General features: G+C 36.5%; 19 protein-coding genes and 1 riboswitch. Of the genes, 6 read left to right on the top strand and 13 right to left on the bottom strand.

Going from position 1 to position 23635, the window contains the following annotated elements:
• Positions 1-9 precede the first annotated feature (9 nt).
• Together B5P42_RS24235 and B5P42_RS24230 are read right to left on the bottom strand one after the other, a co-directional pair.
• Positions 10-618 carry an SAM-dependent methyltransferase gene (locus tag B5P42_RS24235; RefSeq protein WP_113735449.1) on the bottom strand — a complete coding sequence of 203 codons (609 nt, stop codon included), beginning with the start codon at positions 616-618 and terminating at the stop codon, positions 10-12.
• Positions 619-769: 151 nt separating this feature from the next.
• Complete coding sequence (locus B5P42_RS24230) at positions 770-1885, bottom strand: M20 peptidase aminoacylase family protein (RefSeq protein WP_002124929.1); 1116 nt, start codon at positions 1883-1885, stop codon at positions 770-772.
• Positions 1886-2175: 290 nt separating this feature from the next.
• On the opposite strand from B5P42_RS24230, the gene nhaC reads away from it, so the two are divergent.
• Positions 2176-3597 (top strand): Na+/H+ antiporter NhaC, encoded by a 1422-nt coding sequence (gene nhaC, locus B5P42_RS24225; protein WP_002010164.1) that lies wholly within the window; start codon positions 2176-2178, stop codon positions 3595-3597.
• Here nhaC and B5P42_RS24220 read toward each other — a convergent pair.
• A complete protein-coding gene (locus B5P42_RS24220) occupies positions 3594-4871 on the bottom strand; it encodes a transcriptional regulator (protein ID WP_113735448.1) in 1278 nt (425 codons plus the stop codon). The genes nhaC and B5P42_RS24220 overlap by 4 nt on opposite strands.
• Positions 4872-4964: 93 nt before the next feature.
• On the opposite strand from B5P42_RS24220, the gene B5P42_RS24215 reads away from it, so the two are divergent.
• Both B5P42_RS24215 and B5P42_RS24210 read left to right on the top strand, forming a co-directional pair.
• Positions 4965-6074: a mandelate racemase/muconate lactonizing enzyme family protein gene (locus B5P42_RS24215; RefSeq protein ID WP_088031350.1), complete on the top strand. Its 1110-nt coding sequence runs from the start codon at positions 4965-4967 to the stop codon at positions 6072-6074.
• A gap of 14 nt (positions 6075-6088) precedes the next feature.
• Complete coding sequence (locus B5P42_RS24210) at positions 6089-6784, top strand: GNAT family N-acetyltransferase (protein ID WP_113735447.1); 696 nt, start codon at positions 6089-6091, stop codon at positions 6782-6784.
• 69 nt (positions 6785-6853) lie between these two features.
• Here B5P42_RS24210 and B5P42_RS24205 read toward each other — a convergent pair whose 3' ends face one another.
• The 5 genes from B5P42_RS24205 to rlmD form a co-directional block, all read right to left on the bottom strand.
• On the bottom strand, positions 6854-7561 hold the full coding sequence (locus B5P42_RS24205) for a M48 family metallopeptidase (RefSeq protein ID WP_113735446.1): 708 nt from the start codon (positions 7559-7561) through the stop codon (positions 6854-6856).
• A gap of 94 nt (positions 7562-7655) precedes the next feature.
• Complete coding sequence (locus B5P42_RS24200; protein ID WP_044444285.1) at positions 7656-8174, bottom strand: YehS family protein; 519 nt, start codon at positions 8172-8174, stop codon at positions 7656-7658.
• A 376-nt stretch (positions 8175-8550) separates the two neighbouring features.
• The gene (locus tag B5P42_RS24195; RefSeq protein ID WP_113735445.1) at positions 8551-10569 is read right to left on the bottom strand and encodes a GAF domain-containing sensor histidine kinase; all 2019 of its coding nucleotides are present in this window, start codon (positions 10567-10569) and stop codon (positions 8551-8553) included.
• 214 nt (positions 10570-10783) lie between these two features.
• Positions 10784-11773: a tRNA dihydrouridine synthase gene (locus B5P42_RS24190; protein ID WP_002124914.1), complete on the bottom strand. Its 990-nt coding sequence runs from the start codon at positions 11771-11773 to the stop codon at positions 10784-10786.
• Between the two features lie 201 nt (positions 11774-11974).
• A complete protein-coding gene (gene rlmD / locus B5P42_RS24185) occupies positions 11975-13351 on the bottom strand; it encodes a 23S rRNA (uracil(1939)-C(5))-methyltransferase RlmD (RefSeq protein ID WP_002140209.1) in 1377 nt (458 codons plus the stop codon).
• 121 nt (positions 13352-13472) lie between these two features.
• A riboswitch (purine riboswitch) is annotated at positions 13473-13574 on the top strand.
• Positions 13575-13770: 196 nt separating this feature from the next.
• On the opposite strand from rlmD, the gene B5P42_RS24180 reads away from it, so the two are divergent.
• Positions 13771-14967 (top strand): NupC/NupG family nucleoside CNT transporter, encoded by a 1197-nt coding sequence (locus tag B5P42_RS24180; protein WP_002010061.1) that lies wholly within the window; start codon positions 13771-13773, stop codon positions 14965-14967.
• Between the two features lie 45 nt (positions 14968-15012).
• On the opposite strand, the gene B5P42_RS24175 is transcribed toward B5P42_RS24180, so the two are convergent.
• The gene (locus B5P42_RS24175) at positions 15013-15720 is read right to left on the bottom strand and encodes a hypothetical protein (protein ID WP_113735444.1); all 708 of its coding nucleotides are present in this window, start codon (positions 15718-15720) and stop codon (positions 15013-15015) included.
• Between the two features lie 505 nt (positions 15721-16225).
• On the opposite strand from B5P42_RS24175, the gene B5P42_RS24170 reads away from it, so the two are divergent.
• Positions 16226-17302 carry a polysaccharide deacetylase family protein gene (locus B5P42_RS24170; protein WP_113735443.1) on the top strand — a complete coding sequence of 359 codons (1077 nt, stop codon included), beginning with the start codon at positions 16226-16228 and terminating at the stop codon, positions 17300-17302.
• A 116-nt stretch (positions 17303-17418) separates the two neighbouring features.
• Positions 17419-18648 carry an aminopeptidase gene (locus tag B5P42_RS24165; RefSeq protein ID WP_113735442.1) on the top strand — a complete coding sequence of 410 codons (1230 nt, stop codon included), beginning with the start codon at positions 17419-17421 and terminating at the stop codon, positions 18646-18648.
• 40 nt (positions 18649-18688) lie between these two features.
• On the opposite strand, the gene B5P42_RS24160 is transcribed toward B5P42_RS24165, so the two are convergent.
• From B5P42_RS24160 to gabT, 4 genes are all read right to left on the bottom strand, one after another.
• On the bottom strand, positions 18689-19012 hold the full coding sequence (locus tag B5P42_RS24160) for a DMT family transporter (protein ID WP_000263259.1): 324 nt from the start codon (positions 19010-19012) through the stop codon (positions 18689-18691).
• 47 nt (positions 19013-19059) lie between these two features.
• Positions 19060-20511: an NADP-dependent succinate-semialdehyde dehydrogenase gene (gene gabD / locus B5P42_RS24155; RefSeq protein WP_002091321.1), complete on the bottom strand. Its 1452-nt coding sequence runs from the start codon at positions 20509-20511 to the stop codon at positions 19060-19062.
• Positions 20504-21871 carry a sigma-54 interaction domain-containing protein gene (locus B5P42_RS24150; RefSeq protein WP_113735441.1) on the bottom strand — a complete coding sequence of 456 codons (1368 nt, stop codon included), beginning with the start codon at positions 21869-21871 and terminating at the stop codon, positions 20504-20506. The genes gabD and B5P42_RS24150 overlap by 8 nt, the downstream gene beginning before the upstream one ends.
• Positions 21872-22177: 306 nt before the next feature.
• A complete protein-coding gene (gene gabT, locus B5P42_RS24145; RefSeq protein WP_002124901.1) occupies positions 22178-23542 on the bottom strand; it encodes a 4-aminobutyrate--2-oxoglutarate transaminase in 1365 nt (454 codons plus the stop codon).
• Positions 23543-23635 lie beyond the last annotated feature (93 nt).

Raw genomic sequence — 23635 nt, 5'->3', positions numbered from 1 at the left:
CTGCAACCATTAACACTCCAATCTATAAACTAAAAATCTCTCATTCCCATTCTTCTCATAAGCACCCGGTAATCTTATTTCCTTCTTCAATTCAAATGCAGTCTGATTCTCCAAGAAGAAAATATAATCTTCAGAAGGGTAGTATAAAATAATATCAATTTCTCTCTCCACCGCTTCTACTGAAAGCAAAATGTTATTTACTACATTCATAAACACTTGGACAGAAAATGGATTGAAGAAATAAAACCGGTTATCACGCGGATCAATCTCATATTCCTGCGCTAAACAACATTCAAACCGAATTTTATCTTTACTGTTTCTCACTTTTCGCGCATAACGATCACGATTATCCATTGCTTCTTTATAAAACTCTTCATTCATTTCAATCCCAACGGCCGAAGCACCACACTTATGGTGCATGTAAAAATTCAATCTCCCTTTTCCGCACCCAAAGTCTACAATTCGATCGCTACTTGTTATTTCATATTGATTTAATAACTCATCTAATCCGCTATATGGCGTCGGTTCATAACGGTGATAATGCATAGACTTATTAAATCCTTTTTGCTCACCGACAGTTTTTATATTTAATACAGCATCGTAATATTGTTCGTTCATTCGTTTGCTCCTATTAAGAAATATTACTATTATTATACACCACGTACTGAATGCTCATTTTTATCAAATTAATTGGTACGTGAAATTATATTATCGCGAAATCGAATATATCGACTTAACAACAAATTCCTACCAAAAAAACAGGAGCTTTCTAGCCCCTGTCTTCTAATACTTTCAATACAGTTTGTTTCAATATTTCTACTCCATCCATTATACAGCTATGATCAAACTTCATATACGGATGGTGTAATCCAGGTTGTAAGTTCGCCCCTAGTCCAAGCATGACAGCTTTTAAATGGGGTCTTTTCACTGTATAGTAATGGAAATCATCGCTTCCTGTCGTATACAGTGGTCCAGTACATCCCTCTTCCCCGTACACTTCAAGAATGCCTTTCCGCATGAAACGCTCAGCTTCTTCTGACACTTCAGCTCCTGGTGCGAGATCAATCCACTCATAAGAAAGTTTAGATCCCATTGATTCAGCTGACTGAATTACTTGCTCTATTTTTCGCTTCAATTCATCTAGTAATATGTTATTTTCTGCTCTTACATCTAAACTAAAGTGCCCGTTACCTGGAATAATATTTAGATTATCACCACCAGCTTGGCATCTCGTCATCTTAACAGAATAAGACGTCTGCGGCGGTAACCATATATTTTTCAATCCAATATTGATCATCGAAATGACATCAATTGCATTTATACCTTGATGTGGGCGTGCCCCGTGTGCATCATCTCCATGAATCATCCCTTCTAAAAATGCTGCAGCTCCGTGACGAATAGATGGGGCTGCTTGTTTCAAAGGCAGTTCTTCAATCGGCCTTAAATGAACACCAAATAAGAAATCAGCATCATCCACGGCGCCCTTCTCTACCATCTTTAAGGAACCATTTCCTTTTTCCTCTGCCGGCTGAAAAATAAATCTAACAGTACCGCTATCCCATCTCATATTTTTCAATTGTAAAATAAGGCCCATCACAATTGTCATATGAGCATCGTGGCCACATGAGTGATTCGCTTTAAATTCTCCGTCTACTTCTTGCCATAGTGCATCCATATCAGCACGAATCGCGATAACTGGATTCCCTCTTCCGATTTCAGCAATCACGCCAGGGCAATCATCAAATATTTTATATGAAATTCCTTCTTCTTTTAGAAAGTTAGTAATATAAGCTGTCGTTTCATATTCCTTCCAGCTTACTTCAGGGTTTTCATGTAAATGCTGAAAAATTTCAGTTAAACGCTCTTGTAGTTCTAATGTTTTCAAAGCTTCATTCTCCTTCCCCTAATTACAAACCATTCAGATTAATTATACTTATGAAAAACAGATGTTTTTATGAACATATTGAATTTTAAGAAAAAAGTCAATTGTTTATTTTTTCAATACCGTTAATACCCGATTTCAACTCATCTTATAAAGATATCCATACAAATAGAATATTCGATATTTTCTGTTTTTATATTGACGCTTACATCTATTTTTAGTTATTATAACTTAATAACGTCTATTTTGCGACAATTCTAAAAATACAAACATACATAATGAGGAGGCAGTTTATGAAAAGAGAAATACCTTTTGGCATAGCAATAATCCCTATTATCATTACAGTTGCAGTTATGATGGTTACAATTGTTGTATTAGAACAAAGCCCTCACGTCCCACTTATTATCGGTACAACGGTTGCTTCGATCGTCGCTTGGCGATACGGTTACAAATGGAATGACATTGAAGAATCGATGTATAAAGGAATTCGCCTTGCATTACCCGCTATCGTTATCATTATTCTTGTAGGTTTAACGATCGGTGCTTGGATTGGCGGCGGAATCGTCGCTACTATGATTTATTACGGCTTAAAACTTTTAACTCCATCACTATTTTTAGTTTCAATTACAATTATTTGTTCTATCGTTGCATTAGCAATCGGTAGCTCTTGGTCTACAATGGGAACAATCGGTGTTGCTGGAATGGGAATTGGCCTAAGTATGGGAATCCCAGCTCCAATGGTTGCTGGCGCTATAATTTCCGGTTCTTATTTTGGCGATAAAATGTCACCGCTTTCAGACACGACAAACTTAGCAGCGGGATTAACAAATACAGATTTATTCACACATATTCGTCATATGTTATTTACTACAATTCCAGGTTTAATTATTACTCTTATCGTCTATGCTTTCTTAGGAAGAAGCTTCGGTGATAACAATATCGATGCAAAAAGCATCGATCAAACGTTACAAGTATTGCAACAAAACTTTGTTATTTCGCCTTTCCTATTAATTATACCCGTAGTCGTTATGGTATTGGTCGCTAAAAAAGTCCCTGCTATACCAGCTATTCTCGTAGGTGTTATTTTAGGATTCTTATCACAAGTCTTTATTCAAGGTGGCTCTGTCTCATCAGCTGTCGGTGCACTCCAAAGTGGATTTGTCATAGACACTGGAAACAAGCTAGTAGATGAACTATTTAACCGTGGTGGCTTAAGCTCTATGATGAATACAGTTTCTATGACAATTGTCGCTATGACTTTCGGCGGAGTACTAGAACATACTGGCATTCTTCGCTCAATTGTAAATCAAATTTTAAAATTAGCGACATCATCAAAAGGACTTATCGCTTCTACCATCGCATCTTGCTTTGCAACGAATCTTACTTGCTCTGAACAATATATTTCGATTGTTGTTCCTTCAAGAATGTATGCAAATGCGTACACAGAAAAAGGACTACATTCTAAAAATTTATCCAGAGCATTAGAAGATGGTGGAACATTAACTTCTGTTTTCGTACCTTGGAATACATGTGGTGTATTTATACTCGCAACACTTGGAGTCGGTGCATTCGAATATGCTCCTTATGCTATATTGAATTTCATCGTACCTATTATCTCAATCATTTATGGTATAACTGGCTTCACAATTACGAAGCTATCTGATATTGAAAAAGCAGACCTACTGAAAAAACAAAAAGCACAACTAGAAGCTTAAAATTTTTGAAACGAATACAACGGTAAATTCAGCTCATATATTGCACGAGGGCGCCCTTGTTGATAGGGCATTTCCTCGCCGCAAATATTAGCATATCTGTAATCAACTAATTTCTTTAACAGCCTTTCCGTCGATCGCCGAGTCACTTGTAAGTACTCAGAAAGATCCGCCGCTGTAAATTTCAATGATGGATGCGATTGACTAAACTGAATAATTTTTGACAAGTTTGCAGGACTAAGCTTCGTTTCCTTCGCTATTTTCATTAATTCAGGATTATCATTTTTTAAACTTTGTACTCTCTGTTCTTTCGGGAACGGACCAAATAATTCTTTATCACTTGTTAGTATATAAAAGCAGCTTTCTATCGGATTATTCTTTGCGAAACCTCGAGCGATTTTTGCATTTTGTTCCGCTTCATTTACTGTTTTTCCGTAACCAAATCCAATAGATACTGCGCCTTCTATATTCATAAATAAACGATCTATCGTATTTGTTTTTATACTCAATTCAATATCACCACGAGTTGTATACAAAATAAAAGTCATTTCATCAACTTGTTTAAATGAACCACGTAATTCTTTTGAAATTACATTTAATTGTTCAAGCGAGCTTTCTTGTAACTCTATAAAGGATATAATACAAGCACCAACAGTAGCTGAATGGCTTTTTGCTAACTCAGCTTTTATTTTTGCATCTTTTAACCCATGTATAATTGATTGCGTTGGATCTATCATACGCTCTGAAGGAATCCCTATTTTTTGAAGTTCATCGTAGACAGCGTGAATACTAGTTAAAGCTAAATCAACCTCTCCAGATTGATATTTAGCTAAATGAAAATCAATGATTCTCTTAATTTCATCATTACTCCATAACATATTTTCATAATCCATAACTTGCGGCGTTTCTTTTAGACCGATGTCATGGAACACATTTGTAATAAACGAACGATCTACTAAATCAATTGAAATTTTATGAGGTTGAATACTTTGATGGTATATTATAGAAAGGAGTGAAGATGCGACAGTTGTCTCGTCTTGCTGCAAATATACACTTGGAATTGGTAATTGTTCTCTTATTTCTTTTGCCATATAATAAGATAGGGCACCCGAGAAAAAGATAGCATCACAAGGTTTTAAACGCTTTAATAGTTCAGAAGATTCTGCCGGATGAAGGTAAATATATGGATCAATCTCTATTTCTTCTAGTTTATGAGCAATAGGTAAAAGATTCTCCATAAACTCTTTTGAACCGACAACTGCAATTTTTATCATCATTTTCTCTAACTCCTTATCATTAATTAACGACTATTTAACGTCAACTATATCAAATGTACAAAACCATTGTAAACAGGAAGGGGTCTTTATTCAATGAAAATTACAGCTATTCATCTTTACGCAATTCGTTTACCACTTCGCGATCCGTTTGTTATTAGTTATGGTTCTTATTCTGATATGCCTTCTATTATCGTCAAAATGGAAACAGATGAAGGCATTATCGGTTACGGTGAAGGCGTTGCTGATGATCACGTTACAGGTGAATCATGGGAAAGTACTTTCCATGTTTTAAAACATACACTAGCTCCTGCTCTAATTGGGAAAAATCCAATGAATATCGAGAAAATACACGATATGATGGACAATACGATTTACAGTGTTCCTACAGCGAAAGCTGCGATTGATATCGCTTGTTTTGATATAATGGGCAAAAAATTAAATCAACCTGTATATCAATTAATTGGCGGACGCTATCATGAAGAGTTTCCTGTCACTCACGTCTTAAGTATTGCAGATCCAGAAGACATGGCTGAAGAAGCTGCCTCTATGATTCTAAAAGGTTACCAATCTTTCAAAATGAAAGTCGGTACAAATGTAAAAGAAGATGTAAAACGAATTGAAGCTGTACGTGAACGTGTAGGAAATGATATCGCGATTCGCGTTGATGTAAACCAAGGCTGGAAAAATAGCGCAAACACATTAACAGCACTTCGTTCATTAGGTCATTTAAACATCGACTGGATTGAACAACCTGTTGTAGCGGATGATATTGATGCAATGGCTCATATTCGTTCGAAAACAGATCTTACGCTTATGATTGATGAAGGACTAAAAGGCTCTCGTGAAATGCGCCAAATTATTAAATTAGACGCAGCTGATAAAGTGAATATAAAACTAATGAAATGCGGCGGCATATATCCAGCTGTAAAACTCGCTCATCAAGCTGAAATGGCAGGCATTGAATGCCAAGTTGGATCCATGGTCGAATCATCTGTTGCCTCTTCCGCAGGATTCCATGTCGCTTTCTCAAAAAAAATCATTACTAGTGTCGAGCTAACGGGACCATTAAAATTCACGAAAGACATCGGAAACTTACATTACGACGTACCATTTATTCGCTTAAACGAAAAGCCGGGACTCGGCATTGAAATAAACGAAAATACATTACAAGAATTAACCGTCTTTCAAGACGTTGTACGCTAAAGGAGGACTAACACATGACGACTCTTTACGAAGGAACATTAAAACAAAACAACGATTCATTTCACGTTACATTACTATCTTTAGAACATATGGAACAAATTTTATCACTACAAAACGTTATAGTTGAAGCGCTAGAAGATAAAGGTCGTTTACAACCACTCTCGCTAGAAGAATTTCAATACATTCTAGAAGGAAACGGCATGATGATCGGGGCGTTTATACAAAACGAGCTCATCGCATTTCGTGCCCTACTAGTCCCTCCTATCGACGATGAACATTTAGGGCTTGATATTGGTCTACCAGAAAGTCAGCTACACCGCGTCATCTATCAAGAAATCTCAAACGTTCATCCAAACTGCCGAGGAAATGGCATGCAAAAAATATTAGCCACAGTCATCATGGATAAATTACAAAAAGAAGACAGCCAGTACGACTATGTTTGCTGCACCGTTGCACCTTTCAACATTCCTAGTTTAAAAGATAAGTTTGCGCAAGGTATAGAAATTGCTGCGCTGAAGGAGAAGTATGGCGGGAGTATGCGGTATGTTTTTGTGAAGGAGTTGCGTGGGGATAAGGAAAGAGGTTGGTCCGATGTTAAGAGCGTTCCGATGAGTGATGCTGGTGGACAGCAGGCGTTGCTTTCGGAGGGGTATCGTGGGTATGCGATGGAGAGAATAGACGATACTTTCACTGTGAAGTTTGGACGATAATCTATGTACAAAGAGAACCCTAATTCATTAGGGTTCTACTTTATTTCATTCCACAATCTAAAGTAATAACTAAACCGTCATCTTCCAACTAGATAACGCTAACCAGTTTTCCATTTCCTTATAATCAGGCATTATCTTCCCGACAAGACGCCAAAAAGATCGATCATGATTTAAATGAACCATATGACACATTTCATGAACAACTACATAATCAATTACCCTCTGAGGTGCCATTGCTAGCTTCCAATTAAACGTTAACTGTAGATTTGAATCACAAGTTCCCCACGTACGACTACTATCTGTAATACGAATAGAACGTGGTTTTGTTTTAAAATTACTTTGATGCGCTTTAATACTCTTCTCTACTAATGCTTTGCACTGCTTATAGTAAAATCGTTTCAAAGCTTGTTGTATTTTCTCATCCTTAAGCTCATTCACATAAATGTGTAGCTTATCCCCTTCAAAAACTGCATTATCTTGCGTAATACTTGCATCTTGAGAAATCTGTATCGGATACGTATTCCCTAAATACAGAAAGCCCTCGCCTTGATCATAACCCTTTTCCTGTGGTCCAAGCGCTCGCTCCTGCATTTCCTTACGTGTTTTCTGAATCCAATCCCATTTCTCCTCTAACAATTGGACTAAGTATTCAACAGGCGTTCCTTTTGGAGCTTGCACTTCCACATTTCCGTACGAATCTACAAAAAGACGCACCGACTTTTTCTTCTTATAAGTTATATGAAAATTAATTGTCTCACCTAAATATGTATGTACCATTTCATCACCTAGTGTATTATTTTACAAATAAAAAAGAATAGGACACAAACGCCCTACTCTATCTATTATATCATTTACTGTTTCACCGAACTTATTATCCTCTGTACTTTACACCTAATCCCTTAATGAAATTCCTTGCGTATCTATCGCCGCACTCTTTGTAATGCTTATGGCCTTTCTTTCTTAATAAAGCGCCTAACTCTCCTTTTGTTACGATGACGCCTACGCTGTCTAATATATCAAGCACATCTTCACTCGTTAAAGATAGTGCTATTTTCATTTTCTTTAAAAGAAGGTTATTGGCACTCTCCTTGCTCTGTACAGGTGCCGGTTGCCCTGGTTTCGGATCTTGCTTCCCTCTTTTTAAAGTAATAAATCCATTTAAAAATGCCTCTAGCATCATCATGTCGCATGTTAATACGTACTCATCTTCGATTACATCATCATCTTCCGCTTCATGTTGTGGACTTCTCTTTACTTTTGTAAGCATATCAAGTACGTCCTCTTTCGTTACTTCCATCCCGCCAAGTTCAAAGATTTCTACCATATCTATATCTCTTATATCTAAAGCGTACCTTACTCTTTTTAATATATCGTTGTTGCTCATTGCCATTGTATTTCCTCCTGAAATGTTGATTATAGTAATGCTTTTAGCATGTATAAATTAATATCGTTAAGTTACTACTTTAACATTTTAGAGGTAGGTTTTGTAGTCTTAGGTGGATTAATGCTTTTGGGGATGATTTTAAAACGGCAAAAAAGGATGGGATAATCGCGCAAAATTACGGATGGGGATTTACTATTAATTAACACACTTAAAAATGGACTAACCTGATATAGGTTAGTCCATTTCTTTTTATGCAACTCTAATTTAGTGGGCAACTCAAACATGAATGTTACGCAAAATTCAGGTGAAATATATTGATTGTGTTTACTTAGGGTTTCCTTTTTATTTGTGGTACGGTTCACCGTAACTAATCTAAATGAGGTTATTGTTCATTATTTTCATAATTAAATTTAACAAAAAAGGTAGTGCCTTCCGAGCCTGTTTGAATTTCTATTTTCGCATTATGCCGGGCAGCAATGGCATAACATATGCCTAATCCCAATCCAGTTCCATTATCTTTGGTCGTGTAAAATGGAGTACCCAGTTTCTCTAATACTTCAGGCCTGATACCTTTTCCTTGATCCCGCACTGCAAGCACCACACAATTTTGACATTCCTTGTAGGTGCTAATGGTTAGAACTTTCCCTGTGCTCATCGCTTCTAAGCCATTACGGTATAGGTTTATTAATAATTGTCGTATCTCATTACGATTTAAAAATAATTCCGGAATGTCATTTGTATCGACTTGAATAGATTTATTTTGATTATACGTATCAATCTTTATTAAAGGAATAATATCGTGGATAATTGAATTTAAATCTAACATCTGCAAATCCGATTTCTTTGTATTACCCATTGAGAGAAATTCAGTAATAATAGAATTGGCACGATCAAGTTCTTCAATCATTAAATTAAAGTACTTATTATGTTTCTCATAGGTGCGCTCTTCTTTTAATAACTGCAAAAATCCTCTTACTGTTGTCATTGGATTTCTAATCTCATGGCTGATACCTGCTGCCATTTGCCCTATTAAATCTATGTTGGATAACCTTTTCAATTCCTGCTCATATTGCTTTTTTTCCGTTATGTTTTTAAAAATACAACAAATACCATCATCATACGGATATGCAATAACTTCGTGCCAATATTCATCAGAGATAGAAAAAAATTCGAAATGAACTGTAATTCGCTCTGACATTGCACGATGAAATTCCTTATACATAACTGCGTCGACGCTACTCGGGAAGACCTCCCATATATTCTTACCTAATACATCTTTTGCTGTTTTTCTTTGTGGAAAATATTGATGCTTATTTACGTACGTGAATTCCCATTTATTATTCAAAGTAAAGAATCCATCCGTAATAATTTCAATCACACTTGTAACTTTTTCATTAGCAGCAGCTAGTTCTCTCGTTCGCTCTTCCACCATGCTTTCAAGTTGATCCATATATAACAAGTTTGAAAACGTAGGAGCTGTGGCATCAACGATAGATTTTGCCAGTTGAATTTGGGAATTATCGTAATTGTGGGCTTTTCCCTCTTTGCCCACGACGATTACCCCTAATACTTCTCCCATTGAAACCAATGGAATCATCAGTAGACCCTTACTATCTATATTTTTTGCTTGAATAACCTCCTGGATCTTGGCTTCATAGCTTTTCTCCATCCAATCCGCTTCTGTCCAATCACAGTCCTTGCTTAACTTCGTTGTTTTAATCGTTGTTTTGTCTATCGGGTCTAAAAGGTGGGCAGCCATGTTTTTACTCTCTAAAATCTGTCCTAAGTAAAAAAAACATTTATCAAAACTCTCCTGTATCGAGGAACACATTGATAAATCACGGGTAACATCTAGTAACAGCTGCTTCTCGGCAATAAGGTTTTCCTTTTGTGTTAAATTATTTGCGTTTTGAATTGCGACCGCAGCCATATTTACATAAGCTTCAACACTTTGAATTTCTGAATCTGTTAAGTTCATTGGAGCTCCATAATCAAATAAAAAAACCAGACCAAATAACTCTTGCCCAAATGAGATAGGCAGGGCTAATAAGGACTTAATTTTGAACGCATCAACTGGTCTCGGATCCGGCCGATGATCCTTTGAGGTATCAGGGATATAGATGGTTTTTTTGGTTTCAATAACTTCTTTTGCCAGTAAGTCTATTTCAGGATCAACTACCTGAGTATCGAGCGTTACGCCATTTATGGTCTCTGGTTTCCCTGCAAACCCTCTAAATGTTCCATCTTCCTGGGGTAAATAAATTCCAACAGCGTTGCACCTAACAATCTCCTCTGATATCGCCATTGTTACACGCTGTAATACTTCACGTAGTTCTAATTTTGTATTTATTATTTTTGTTATATTCGCGAGCCTAGAATATCTCGTCTGATCACTTACCATTCACATAGCCTCCAAGTTATAGGCATAATAAAATAAACATGATAATATCAGTGAAAATCAAGACCAACCTGCCATTTTCAATTTTCTCCTGTATTCTTTTCTTACCCTTGTTTTACATAGAATATCTCACTTACTTATGATATGGTTCACCTTAATTAAAATGAAACAAACACTCATAAAATCGCTACACCCTATCCCCTCTAACTTTCAAAAGTTACACTGTTTCACTATCTCCATCCTTATCAACACTCGCCTCAAACTTATCAAGCAACGCACGCACTTCATCAGTTGATTTCGTGTTCATCAATTGATTTCTTAATTCAGCAGCTCCAGGGAATCCTTTTACATAAATTTTGAAGAAGCGATGAAGCCCTGTGATTGAACGTGGTAGTACTTCTGCATATTGATCTTGAAGGTCAAGCTGCAGTCTTAAAAGGTCAAGGTGTTCTTGACTGCTATGCTCTCTCGGTTCTTTTTCAAAGGCAAACGGATTTTTAAAGATTCCTCGTCCAATCATAACGCCATCAATACCGTATTTTTCAGCAAGTTCCATTCCAGTTTGACGGTCAGGAATGTCTCCATTGATTGTTATTAGCGTATTTGGTGCGATACGGTCACGTAATTTTTTAATTTCCGGAATTAGTTCCCAGTGCGCATCTACTTGGCTCATTTCTTCTCTTGTACGTAAGTGAATAGAAAGGTTCGCAATATCTTGTTTGAAAATGTGCGTTAACCAATCCTCCCACTCACTTAACTCTTTAAAGCCAAGTCGTGTTTTTACGCTGACAGGTAGTCCGCCCGCTTTTGCTGCTTGAATAAGTTCTGCCGCAACGTCTGGACGTAGAATAAGGCCACTACCTTTTCCTCTTGATGCTACATTCGGTACAGGGCAGCCCATATTAATATCGATACCTTTAAATCCTAGCTCTGCCATACCAATACTCATTTGGCGGAAATATTCAGGAGTATCTCCCCAAATATGCGCGACTATCGGCTGTTCATCTTCTGTAAAAATTAAACGGCCACGTACACTTTTCATACCTTCCGGATGACAATAGCTATCCGAGTTTGTAAACTCTGTGAAAAATACATCTGGGCAACCAGCTTCACTTACTACGTGACGAAAAACAACATCTGTCACATCTTCCATTGGTGCAAGTACGAAAAACGGTCGTGGTAAATCATTCCAAAAATTATCTATCATTTCAAATTCAAATCCTCTCAATATGAATACAATTTCAAACTCTCAATTTAAAAATATAAAGCCAAATAGCAAAAGTACATTTGGACATTTATATTTTGTGAAAATCAGCAATATTCATTTTAACTAAAATCGTTGCTGAATGGTATTTTTATAAACCAAAAAGCAGATGGTATAGATTTTTCTATATCAACTGCTTTTTTATTATACCAACTTAAGCCAAGCCACACACTCTACATGAGTCGTATGCGGGAACATATCAACAGGCTGTACTTCCTGTGTTTTATATCCGCCTTCTTCTAGTACTTTTAAGTCACGTGCTAATGTTGCTGGGTTACATGATACGTATACGACGCGCTTTGGCTTCATGTCGATGATTGTGTTTAGTAGTGCTTCGTCACAGCCTTTACGCGGTGGGTCTACGACCATTGTGTCGGCGATTACGCCTTCTTTGTACCATTTTGGAATGACTACTTCTGCTTCTCCTACGCCAAATTCAGCGTTTGTCATGTTGTTTAGTGCTGCGTTTCGGTTTGCGTCTTCGATTGCTTCTGGGACGATTTCAACGCCGTACACTTTTTTCGCTTTTTGTGCTAGGAATAAGGAGATTGATCCAATTCCGCAATAGGCATCAATTACTGTTTCGTTACCATTTAATTTTGCGTATTCTAACGTTTTATCGTATAGCACTTTCGTTTGTTCTGGGTTTACTTGATAGAATGAACGTGCTGAAATCGCAAATTTAATGTCACCGATAAAGTCATAAATATATTCTGATCCGTACAGTACTGTCGTTTTGTCTCCGAAAATAACGTTTGTACGTTTCGTGTTTACGTTTTGAACGATTGATTTTACTTCTGGGAATTTCGCTGCGATTTCTTCAATGATTGCTTCTTTATTTGGCAATTCAGCTGTACGTGTAATAAAGACAAGCATAATTTCCCCTGTTACTTGTCCGTAGCGAGCCATTACGTGGCGAAGTGTTCCTTTGTTACGCTCTTCATTGTAAGCCGAAATACCGTGCTTTTCACAAATACGTTTTACTTCTTGAATTAATGTATCGTTTTCTTCCGCCTGAATTAAGCATGATTCCATATTAATGATGTCATGCGTTCCTTGACGATAGAAACCAGCTACAAGTCCACCTTCACGTTCTCCAATTGGCACTTGTGCTTTATTGCGGTATACCCACGGGTTTTTCATGCCAAGTACAGGATGAACAGGAACATCACTTAATCCACCGATGCGCTGCATAACGTCACGTACTTGTTTTTCTTTCGCTTTTAATTGTCCTTCATATGTTAAGTGCTGAAGTTGACAACCTCCGCACTCGTTGTACACGGGGCATTCTGCATCTTTACGATATGGACTTTCTTGATGAAGTTTCATTAAACGACCAAACGCGAAGTTTTTCTTCACTTTAATAATTTTAATTTGCGCTTCCTCACCTGGTAATCCGTTTTTTACGAAAATAGGATATCCCTTCACTTTCGCAACACCGGCACCATCATGTGTTAAATCTTCAAACACTACATCTATAAACTCGTTTTTTTCAACTGGTGGCGTCATTTTTATACTCATTTTCCGACCTCTCTTTTTCATAACACTGCGTTACATTTTATCATACTTATATGGTCTATTTCTATTGGAAGAAAAAAAGCTATTGACGATAGTTCTCTAGTAATGTTACGCTACTACTAATTTAATACGGACGATGTTACCTCATATATAGTCGATAATATGGATCGAGAGTTTCTACCCGGCAACCTTAAATTGCTGGACTATGGGGAAAACTAATGAATATTAGCCTATGTATAAAAAAGACTCCTATTGATTAGCTTTCTCTCATAGATGAAAGTGAATCCATAGGGTCTTTTTTTTATTTTTCAAAAAGGTCAGACATCTTACGTATGACATGAAACTTCCATTACTTTATTTTTAGTAATATAACGAGCGTTTTATGTAAAAACTTTATACGAACTTCTGAAAGGGGCAACTACATGCAATATGTAATGAGCATTATCGGTATTCTTGTCGTTTTAGGTTTATGCTTTGCTTTGTCAAACAATAGAAGTAAAATCAACTTCCGTGCAATTGCTATTATGATTAGTTTCCAAATTTTAATCGGTTGGTTTATGTTTGGCACAAAGATCGGACAGCAAATTATCATCTTCATTAGTAAAGTTTTCAACAAACTAATTAAACTTGGTACGACAGGTGTCGATTTTCTCTTTAATGGAATTCAAAGAGATTTTGTCTTTTTCTTAAACGTATTACTAATTATCGTATTTTTCTCAGCACTACTTTCTATCTTTAGTTATTTAGGTGTTTTACCATTCATCGTTCGTATTGTCGGCGGTGCACTTTCAAAAATTACTGGTTTACCACGCGTTGAATCATTCCACGCAGTAAATTCTGTATTCTTTGGTTCTAGTGAAGCGTTAATCGTTATTAAAAATGATTTACAACATTTTAATAAAAACCGTATGTTTATCATTTGTTGTTCTGCAATGAGCTCAGTTTCTGCCTCTGTAACAGCATCATACGTTATGATGTTAGATGCGAAATATGTATTAGCGGCTCTTCCGCTAAACTTATTCTCAAGCTTAATCGTTTGTTCATTATTAACACCAGTTGATACGAAAAAAGAAGACGAAGTGGTTCAAAAATTTGATAGAAACCTATTCGGAGATAGCCTTATCGGCGCTATGATTAACGGTGCGCTTGATGGTTTAAAAGTAGCTGGTATCGTTGCTGCGTTAATGATTGCCTTCATTGGTGTTATGGAAGTTGTAAACTACGTAATTAGCGCTGCTTCAGGTGCAATGGGATATGCTGTTACTTTACAACAAATCTTCGGTTATATACTTTCTCCATTCGCATTCTTAATGGGTATTCCAACTCAAGATATTATCCCAGCTGGTGGTATTATGGGTACGAAGATTGTATTAAACGAGTTTGTAGCAATCCTTGATTTAAAAGGCGCTACTGCAACATTAGCTCCACGTACAGTTGGAATCGTTACAGTATTCTTAATTAGCTTCGCAAGTATTAGCCAAATTGGTGCGATTGTTGGTACAATCCGTGCCCTTTCTGAAAAACAAGGAAGCATCGTATCAAAATTCGGTTGGAAAATGCTATTTGCATCAACACTTGCTTCTATTTTATCTGCAACAATCGCTGGATTGTTTATTTAATAAAAAATCACCTTACTCTTTTAAGTAAGGTGATTTTTTGATTCTTTATGAAACCGAGTGAAATTCGACCGCTTCTTCTGTATTGATAATCCTATCTTTATATATACCTTTTATTGAAATATAAATGATAGATTTGTTTATGTTTTTTAACTTTCCTAATGAAAAATGATAAAGTAATCCATCGCTTTTTAAGGTCCACATCTTCCCACTCCATGGCCCAGTAGCTTTTTGTTCATCCGATGCCTTTATTTCACCTTCATATTCACACTCTCCAAAAGGAGTTTTAATTGTATTCTTCTCTGTATCAATTCGAATATTTTTAATTAGTTTCAAATTCTCATCAGAGAGAATTTGAATTTCATGGTCTTTCTTTTTAAAAAAGAGTTTTCCGTCTTTTGCATTTATATATTCTGCATTATTCATTTCATCTATCATAAAATCATATTCTTCTTTTGTAATACCCAAGTTTTGATGATAAGGAAAAGTTTTTTTCGGGATAATTTCTTCTTCTGCATACTTCAAATACCAATCTAAATTATTTGTAATGCTAGCGCTCATCTTATTTCCAATTTTATCTAATTTCTCTTTTATCCCATAAGGAAATTCTAGCGTCATAATATCCGCCGTAACTTCCGCATTCATAAGGCGTGATGGAATATACTCCTCCACACTATTCGCTTTACTCACTTCACTTTGACAACCGACTATGAATAGCGATATGAAAAGGATATATACTAGTTTTTTATATTTCATTTCTGTTCTCCACTCCGTACATCATTCTTACTTACATTTATAGCGGTTCTTATTATAGTCCAAGATCCTGATATTTTAATAGAAACTACTCTACATATGCAAAATTGCATATTAATAAACCTTTCTCTTACTTTAAAATTAACTTAAATCATTTACCAAAATATACAAATTACAAATGAACAATGTTATACTTTGTAAAAAATATATTGGAGGATATTATGAAAGCTCACGCCCTTTTCGACTTCTTACACTTACTAGTTTTAAGCATGAAAAGCTATTATGTATGGGGAATGCCAATCTATGTATTCATTATCCCTCTTATTTTTGTAGTAGGTTATATCATTATCAAATCAAATAAGAAACGCAAGAATACCTCTATTCAAAGTCACTAACCTACCATTCACCTAAAAATGATATGATGAACAAGGGTATATCCCCACCTCTCTTATAGCGGTGGGGATTTTAATGTAAGCATGCAACATAATACACAATAGAAGGTGATTTTATGAGAAAATACGCAGCGATTGCTTTATGTACATCTGCCATTCTAGCAGGATGTAATACTAGCAATGTAGAGCCTAAAAAAGAAAAAAAGGTTCAAGAGGTTAAGAAACAAGAAGAGACGGTGCCGGAACAAGGTAAAATTTCTTATAATCCAATTACGCACGAATCTACAAACGCAAATATTCATATTACAGACATAAAAGATTCTTTAACCGAAGTACAATATAAAATTTGGCGCACTGCTGATGGAAAGGAAAGTGCTAAATCCTTTTCTTCTAAAGAGAAAAATCAACAATTTACACTTCCCTTTGATATAAAAGAATTTGAAGGAAAACGCGGTGAATATCAAATTGAAGCTACAGGAACAACAGAGGGCGGAAAAACTATTCCACTTACGAAATCTACTATTACTTTCGAGCAAAAAGTTCCTGTTCTTATGTACCACGCAATTGATGATTATCATGGACAAGGTATTAAAGATTTATTCGTATCGCCTGCTAACTTTGAAGCACAAATGAAGTATTTAAAAGAAAATGGTTATACTTTGTTAACGTTTGAACGCTGGGGCGATATAAATAAAGTAAACAAGCCGATTTTCGTTACATTTGATGACGGTATGAAAAATAATATGAATGCATTTCATGTTTTACAAAAACTAAAAGACGATACATTTAAACCAGCGGCAACAGAATATATGATTGTTGATAACGTTGATGTAGAAGGAGCTCTTTCTACATCTGAAATAAAAGAAATGGTTGATTCAGGTATTTTTTCTGTACAATCTCACACAGCAACACACGCAGACTTGCCGAAAATTACAAACTATGATGAAGAGTTAAAAGGATCAAAAGAAAAGCTAGAGAAAATAACAGGTAAGCCCGTTATCGCAATTGCTTATCCTTTCGGTCATGTAGATGATAAAGTTGTCGCAGAAACAAAGAAACACTATCAATTTGCAACAACAACGAAGCCAGGACAATTCATTACGAAGGGTGAACCTGATGAGTTGTTAAAAATGAAGCGTGTTCGCATACACCATACAACGACTGTAGAACAATTTGCTTCTTCGATTAAATAACTATTAGAGCTCAATACATTTTGAGCTCTCTTTTTACGTTATATTTATATATATTTTTAGAATTTTCTTGTATTATATATAGTAAGAAATCTTTCAAACTAAAGGAGATTATACATATGTCATTTGAACAAACGTTAGAGAAATATGCTGCCCTTGCAGTCAATGTTGGTGTTAATATTCAACCCGGACAAACTTTATCAATCAGTGCACCTCTTGAGGCTGTACAGTTTGTACGCCTAGTTACAGAAAAAGCATATAAATCTGGTGCAAAACACGTATATGTTGATTGGAATGATGAGACGTTAACACGCTTAAAGTTCGATCTAGCTCCTGAAGAAGCTTTCTCTGAATTCCCTTCTTGGAAAGCAAATGCTCGTGAAGAATTAGCAAAAGAAGGCGCTGCATTTATGTCCATCTATGCAGAGAATCCTGATCTATTAAAAGGTGTAGAACCAAAGAAAATTGCAACAGCTCATAAAGTAGCTGGAGAAGCGATGAAAGTATACCGTGATTATGTACAAGCAGATAAAGTAAGCTGGTGCGTAATTTCTGTTCCTACGAAAGAATGGGCTGCAAAAGTATTCCCTGACGTAGCGCCAGAAGAACAAGAAACAAAACTATGGGATGCTATCTTCAAAGCTACTCGTGCTGATTTAGAAAATCCTGTGGAAGCATGGAAAGAACATGATGAAACACTACATAAAAAAGTAGATTACTTAAACGAAAAACATTATAAAGCTCTTCACTATACAGGCCCTGGAACAGACTTAACAATCGAACTTCCAGAGAAACATGTATGGGCTGGTGCTGGTAGCTTAAATGAAAAGAACGTAGCATTTATGGCTAACATTCCAACTGAAGAGGTATTTACAATGCCTCTTAAAACAGGTGTGAACGGCCAAGTATCTAGCACAAAACCGTTAGCATTTGCAGGTAATATTATCGATAACTTTACATTAACATTCGAAAACGGACGTATCGTAGACTATAAAGCTGAATCTGGTGAAGAGGCTTTAAAACATTTAGTAGAAACAGATGAAGGTTCTCACTTCTTAGGCGAAGTAGCTTTAGTACCTCATGATTCACCAATTTCAAACACAAATATTTTATTCTACAATACGCTATTTGATGAAAATGCATCTTGCCACCTTGCAATCGGAAATGCTTATGCATTTAACTTAGTTGGCGGAAAAACAATGTCTAAAGAAGAACTTGCTGAAAATGGCGCAAACGCTAGTATTACACACGAAGACTTCATGATTGGATCAGCTGAGCTTGATATCGACGGCATTACAGCTGATGGAAGACATGAGCCGATCTTCCGTAAAGGTAACTGGGCGTTTTAATAAAAATAAAAGGCTATCTTCCACGCTGGAAGATAGCCTTTTATGATGCTGATGACACTTTCAGTCCAATTACTCCTAAAACAATAAAGAGAATACAAAATGCTTGGAATAAATTAATATGCTCTTTAAAAAAGTACACACTAATGATTGTAATAAGTAGCGTTCCCACACCAGACCAAATTGCATAAGCAATGCTTAAATGAATCTTTTTAACAACGATAGCAAACACGCTGAAACAAATTCCATAGAATACGAAAATAAGTACACTTGGAACAAGCTTTGTTAAACCGTTCGATAACTTCATCGCAATCGTTCCAGCTACTTCAAAAATAATTGTTACGAGTAATAATAGCCAATATACCATACTAGAATCTCCTTCTCTGTTACCTTATAGAGATTCTAGTATACTACTTATAGTCCTAACGAAATATATTTAATTTCTAAATATTCCTCGATACCGAAATGGCCTCCTTCACGGCCGATACCACTTTCTTTAAAGCCTCCAAATGGTGCTTGTGCAACTGATGGAAGGCCATCGTTTAAGCCGATAATTCCGTACTCTAACGCTTCACTAATTTGGAATGCTTGACTAATATCTTTTGTGAAAATATAAGCAGCCAAGCCATATGGTGTATTATTTGCTCGTTCGATTACTTCTTCAACTGTTTTAAATTTAGCAACTGGTGCAACCGGTCCAAATGTTTCTTCATTCATACAAAGCATCGTGTCATTTGCCAATCCAATTACTGTTGGCTGAATGAAATAACCATCTAACTCTGCAAATTTATGGCCACCGTATAAAACTTCTCCGCCCTTTTGAATTGCATCTTCAATATGTTCTTGTACTTTCGAAACTGCATTCGCATCAATAAGTGGACCTACAGTTGTTCCTTCGCCGAATCCATCTCCGACTTTCAGCTGCTCTACAGCTGTTGTGAACTTCCCTGCAAATTCTTCATACACTTCTTCTTGAACAAAGATGCGGTTTGTACATATACACGTTTGTCCTGCGTTACGGAATTTCGAACCAATTACCGCTTCTACCGCCTTATCTAAATCAGCATCATTCATAACAATAAATGGAGCGTGACCACCTAATTCAAGCGAAACCTTTTTCATCGTTTGCGCAGCGCTAGCCATTAATTCTTTTCCAATTTCAGTTGATCCTGTAAAGGAAACTTTTCGAACGCGCTCATCTTCCATCCACGTATCAGCAATTGCTTTTGCACTACCTGTTACAATATTTATTACACCTTTTGGAATATCTGCTTCATGTGCTAATTCAACTAACTTCAATGCAGTTAATGGCGTTTGACTCGCTGGTTTCACAACTGCCGTACAGCCTGCTGCAAGTGCTGGAGCTACCTTTCTCGTAATCATAGCAGCCGGGAAATTCCAAGGCGTAATAGCTGCCATAACCCCAACTGGTTGCTTCATAACTAAAATACGCTTATTCGGATGAGAAGCAGGAATCATTTCACCGTATATTCTCTTTCCTTCTTCTGCGTACCATTCAACAAAACTATTTGCATAATTCACTTCACCAAGTGCTTCTGCAAACGGCTTCCCTTGCTCTCTCGTCATGATTGCTGCAATTTCTTCTTTATTTTCATCAATGAGCGTGAACCATTTTTTTAACTTTACTGCGCGATCCGCTGCCGTTAATTTTGACCATAATTTAAAAGCCTCATGTGCAGCATCAACTGCTTGCTTTGCCTCTGTAATCCCGCCCTTTGGTACAGTTGCAAATACTTCCTTTGTCGCTGGATTATTCACTTCGATTTGTTCTTGCAGTGTAATCCACTCACCATTTATATACATCGCTTTTTTCTCTAAGTTTACGAACGTCGCTTTTTTATCCAATGTTTTCTTCCTCCTCTATAAACTTCTTAATCTTCCTAGTAGCAGCAGATTGACTTATTTGTAAAAACTCAGCCACTTTATAACTTGATCCATACGTTTTATATGCTTTAAGAATAATATTTCTCTCTACCTCTTCCAGCATTCTATAAAGACTTTTTCCGGATTGTTCAACTGTGGCCTCTTGCATAGATAGTGGCAAATCTTCTACCATTACAAAATCATCTGCAGTGATAACAATTCGTTCAATTACATTTTCAATCTCTCTATTATTTCCTTCCCAAGGGTACCCTACAAACATTTGTAACGTACTAGGTGCTAACTTCACATCACGTCCGTACTTTTTATTAAAATGCTGTAAATAATGATAGATGAGCGGCAAAATGTCTTCTGTTCTCTCCCGAAGTGGCGGAATTGAAATTGGAATGACATTCAGACGATAGTATAAATCTTTCCGGAATGTTCCTTGTTTCACCATCGTACTTAAATCTCTATTTGTTGCCGCTACAATTCTAACGTCCACCTTTTTTAATTCTCTTCCGCCTATAGGACGAAACGTTTTTTCTTGCAATACTTGCAAAAGCTTCGCTTGAATTTCAAGCGGCATTTCACCAATTTCATCTAAGAAAAGAGTTCCTTTATGCGCTGATTCTAATAGCCCCTTTTTCCCTTCACGATTTGCACCTGTAAAAGACCCACCTGAATATCCAAAAAGCTCAGATTCGATTAAATTCGTCGGCAATGCCGCACAATTAATTTCATAGAAACTTTCATTCTTCCGGTGACTCACTTCATGCAAATGGCGTACTAATCGGCTTTTCCCCACTCCAGTCTCACCTAATACGAGAACAGTACTATCTACTACAGATACTTTTTTTATTGTTTCGATTATTTTTTGCATAGCGATACTTTTAAAAATAAGCCCTTCGTGTTCATATGTTTCTCTTAATTCTTTTTTATATGTTTTTAACTGATTATCCATTTCCTCTACCTTTTGACGTAATTGATAGAGTTCTGTAAGATCACGAGAATAACTAATCACCCTTCTTAAATTTCCCTCATCATCAAAAACAGGCCTTGTACGAACATGCAAATACTCTCCTGATTTCGTTGTTTGAACAAGTTCAACTGGCCTTTTCTTTTCAATTACTTCTAACGTTGCAGACGGATAAAAAATCCCTTCTTTTTGTAGTTCTTTTACATGCTTTCCTACTAATTCCTTAGCAGAGAGCTGGTAATGTCTTTCACACATGCTATTTACACGTACAACGATTCCCTTATCATCCGTAACAAAAATTTCGTCAAATGCATATTCAAATACATCTTGTAAATCCATCAACACTCGTTCCTTTTCTGCAACCATCCTAGCCACCCCTTACTTTAAATCCATCGATTCACTTCACTACCTTTATTATAAAGTGAATTTTCTGCATTTTATATAGAGTAAGCTAGAATGTTTTCAATTTGTTATTTATACAAATCTATTTATATTTTTCAACACATAATTCGCTGCCTTGAAAAATACAGAATACCATCGCAACCACACCCTCACTTTGTTTTAGCTTGGCATGGGGCAGGAAAAGGGGCTGATCGATTCTATGTATGACCAGATGCTCTCTTCCGCCTAAAAAGAAAAGCTTTATGCCCTTTTTTAAGTTATCCCAATTCTTTAAACACGAGCGATATTTGCTTGCTCATAACAAGCTTGCAATGATTCTTCAATTATTGTTAAACCTTCCTCAAGTTGCTCATCTGTAATCACTAATGGCATTAAAACACGAATAACATTTCCATATGTTCCTGCTGATAGTAGAAGTAATCCATGCTTATTTGCCTCTGCACATAAATTAGACGCTAATGTTTTATCAGGCGCTTTCGTCTTGCGATCTTGAACGAGCTCGAATGCACACATTGCCCCTAAGCCGCGCACATCACCGATGCAATTATATTTGTTTTTCATCTCTTGGAATCGGTTCATTACGACTTTCCCTACTTCTATCGCTCTATCATTTAATTTCTCTTTTTCTATTACATCAAGCACAGCTAATGCAGCCGCACATCCTAGTGGGCTTCCTGCATATGTTCCGCCCAGTTCTCCCGGTGCAGACTCATTCATAATTTCTTTACGTCCAATGACACCACTTATCGGTACACCAGCACCTAATGATTTAGATACCGTAATTAAGTCTGGAACGACATCATAATGATCAATTGCAAAGTATTTTCCGGTACGACTAAAGCCTGTTTGAATTTCATCAGCTACAAATAAAATACCGTGCTCTGAACAAATGCTGCGTACTTCTTGAACGAATTTCTTACTTGGAACGATAAATCCGCCTTCCCCTTGAACAGGTTCCATTACAACTGCTGCAATTGTTTCTGGTGCTACTTCTGATATGAAGAAGTTCTTGAACTCTTCAATGATAAAGTCATCATACTGCTCTTCTGTTAAACCTTCTGGGCGACGGTATTCATATGGGAATGGCGCTTTATATACTTCTGGAGCAAATGGGCCAAATCCAAATTTATATGGTTTTACTTTACTTGTCATCGTCATTGTCATTAATGTACGCCCATGAAATCCTTTAGAAAATGCGATAATTCCAGGTCTCTTCGTATATTTACGAGCAATCTTCACTGCATTTTCAACCGCTTCTGCCCCACTATTTAAAAACAGCACTTGTTTATCGAAATTACCTGGCGCTAATGCGGCCAGCTTTTCTGCCAATTCAATATATGGCTCATACATCATCACATTAAATCCAGTATGAATATATTGATCTACTTGTTTATGAAGCGCTTCTTTAACAGCTGGATGACAGTGTCCTACATTAATTGTCCCAATTGCTCCTGCGAAATCAATGTACTGATTTCCATCCACATCTGTTACGAGTGCACCATTTGCAGACTGTACAAATGTTGGAATACCATTACTTACTCCTTTTGGTACTATATTTTGGCGGCGTTCTAATAAAGACGCTGCTTTCGGTCCTGGAATTTGTTCATTTACTTTAGCAAATTTTTTTGTGTTCATTGTGTACCCCATCCTTTTCTATACAATGTTTTCTCTTTATATTGCAAGATGTATGCCAACTCCCTCTTTCTAGTATTCATCCCATTCTCTTAC

Origin of the sequence: Bacillus sp. SRB_331, from assembly GCF_003264175.1 — a bacterium.
Taxonomy (GTDB): Bacteria; Bacillota; Bacilli; order Bacillales; family Bacillaceae_G; genus Bacillus_A; species Bacillus_A mycoides.
Note: the sequence above shows the minus strand (reverse complement) of the source record. Positions and strands in the feature narration are given on the sequence as shown.

Bases quoted from the DNA above. Each gene is read 5' to 3' on its own strand.
- B5P42_RS24235 (WP_113735449.1), bottom strand. From the start codon at position 618: ATGAACGAACAATATTACGATGCTGTATTAAATATAAAAACTGTCGGT.
- nhaC (WP_002010164.1), top strand. From the start codon at position 2,176: ATGAAAAGAGAAATACCTTTTGGCATAGCAATAATCCCTATTATCATT.
- B5P42_RS24220 (WP_113735448.1), bottom strand. From the start codon at position 4,871: ATGATGATAAAAATTGCAGTTGTCGGTTCAAAAGAGTTTATGGAGAAT.
- B5P42_RS24215 (WP_088031350.1), top strand. From the start codon at position 4,965: ATGAAAATTACAGCTATTCATCTTTACGCAATTCGTTTACCACTTCGC.
- B5P42_RS24210 (WP_113735447.1), top strand. From the start codon at position 6,089: ATGACGACTCTTTACGAAGGAACATTAAAACAAAACAACGATTCATTT.
- B5P42_RS24205 (WP_113735446.1), bottom strand. From the start codon at position 7,561: ATGGTACATACATATTTAGGTGAGACAATTAATTTTCATATAACTTAT.
- B5P42_RS24200 (WP_044444285.1), bottom strand. From the start codon at position 8,174: ATGGCAATGAGCAACAACGATATATTAAAAAGAGTAAGGTACGCTTTA.
- B5P42_RS24195 (WP_113735445.1), bottom strand. From the start codon at position 10,569: ATGGTAAGTGATCAGACGAGATATTCTAGGCTCGCGAATATAACAAAA.
- B5P42_RS24190 (WP_002124914.1), bottom strand. From the start codon at position 11,773: ATGATAGATAATTTTTGGAATGATTTACCACGACCGTTTTTCGTACTT.
- rlmD (WP_002140209.1), bottom strand. From the start codon at position 13,351: ATGAGTATAAAAATGACGCCACCAGTTGAAAAAAACGAGTTTATAGAT.
- B5P42_RS24180 (WP_002010061.1), top strand. From the start codon at position 13,771: ATGCAATATGTAATGAGCATTATCGGTATTCTTGTCGTTTTAGGTTTA.
- B5P42_RS24175 (WP_113735444.1), bottom strand. From the start codon at position 15,720: ATGAAATATAAAAAACTAGTATATATCCTTTTCATATCGCTATTCATA.
- B5P42_RS24170 (WP_113735443.1), top strand. From the start codon at position 16,226: ATGAGAAAATACGCAGCGATTGCTTTATGTACATCTGCCATTCTAGCA.
- B5P42_RS24165 (WP_113735442.1), top strand. From the start codon at position 17,419: ATGTCATTTGAACAAACGTTAGAGAAATATGCTGCCCTTGCAGTCAAT.
- B5P42_RS24160 (WP_000263259.1), bottom strand. From the start codon at position 19,012: ATGGTATATTGGCTATTATTACTCGTAACAATTATTTTTGAAGTAGCT.
- B5P42_RS24150 (WP_113735441.1), bottom strand. From the start codon at position 21,871: ATGGTTGCAGAAAAGGAACGAGTGTTGATGGATTTACAAGATGTATTT.
- gabT (WP_002124901.1), bottom strand. From the start codon at position 23,542: ATGAACACAAAAAAATTTGCTAAAGTAAATGAACAAATTCCAGGACCG.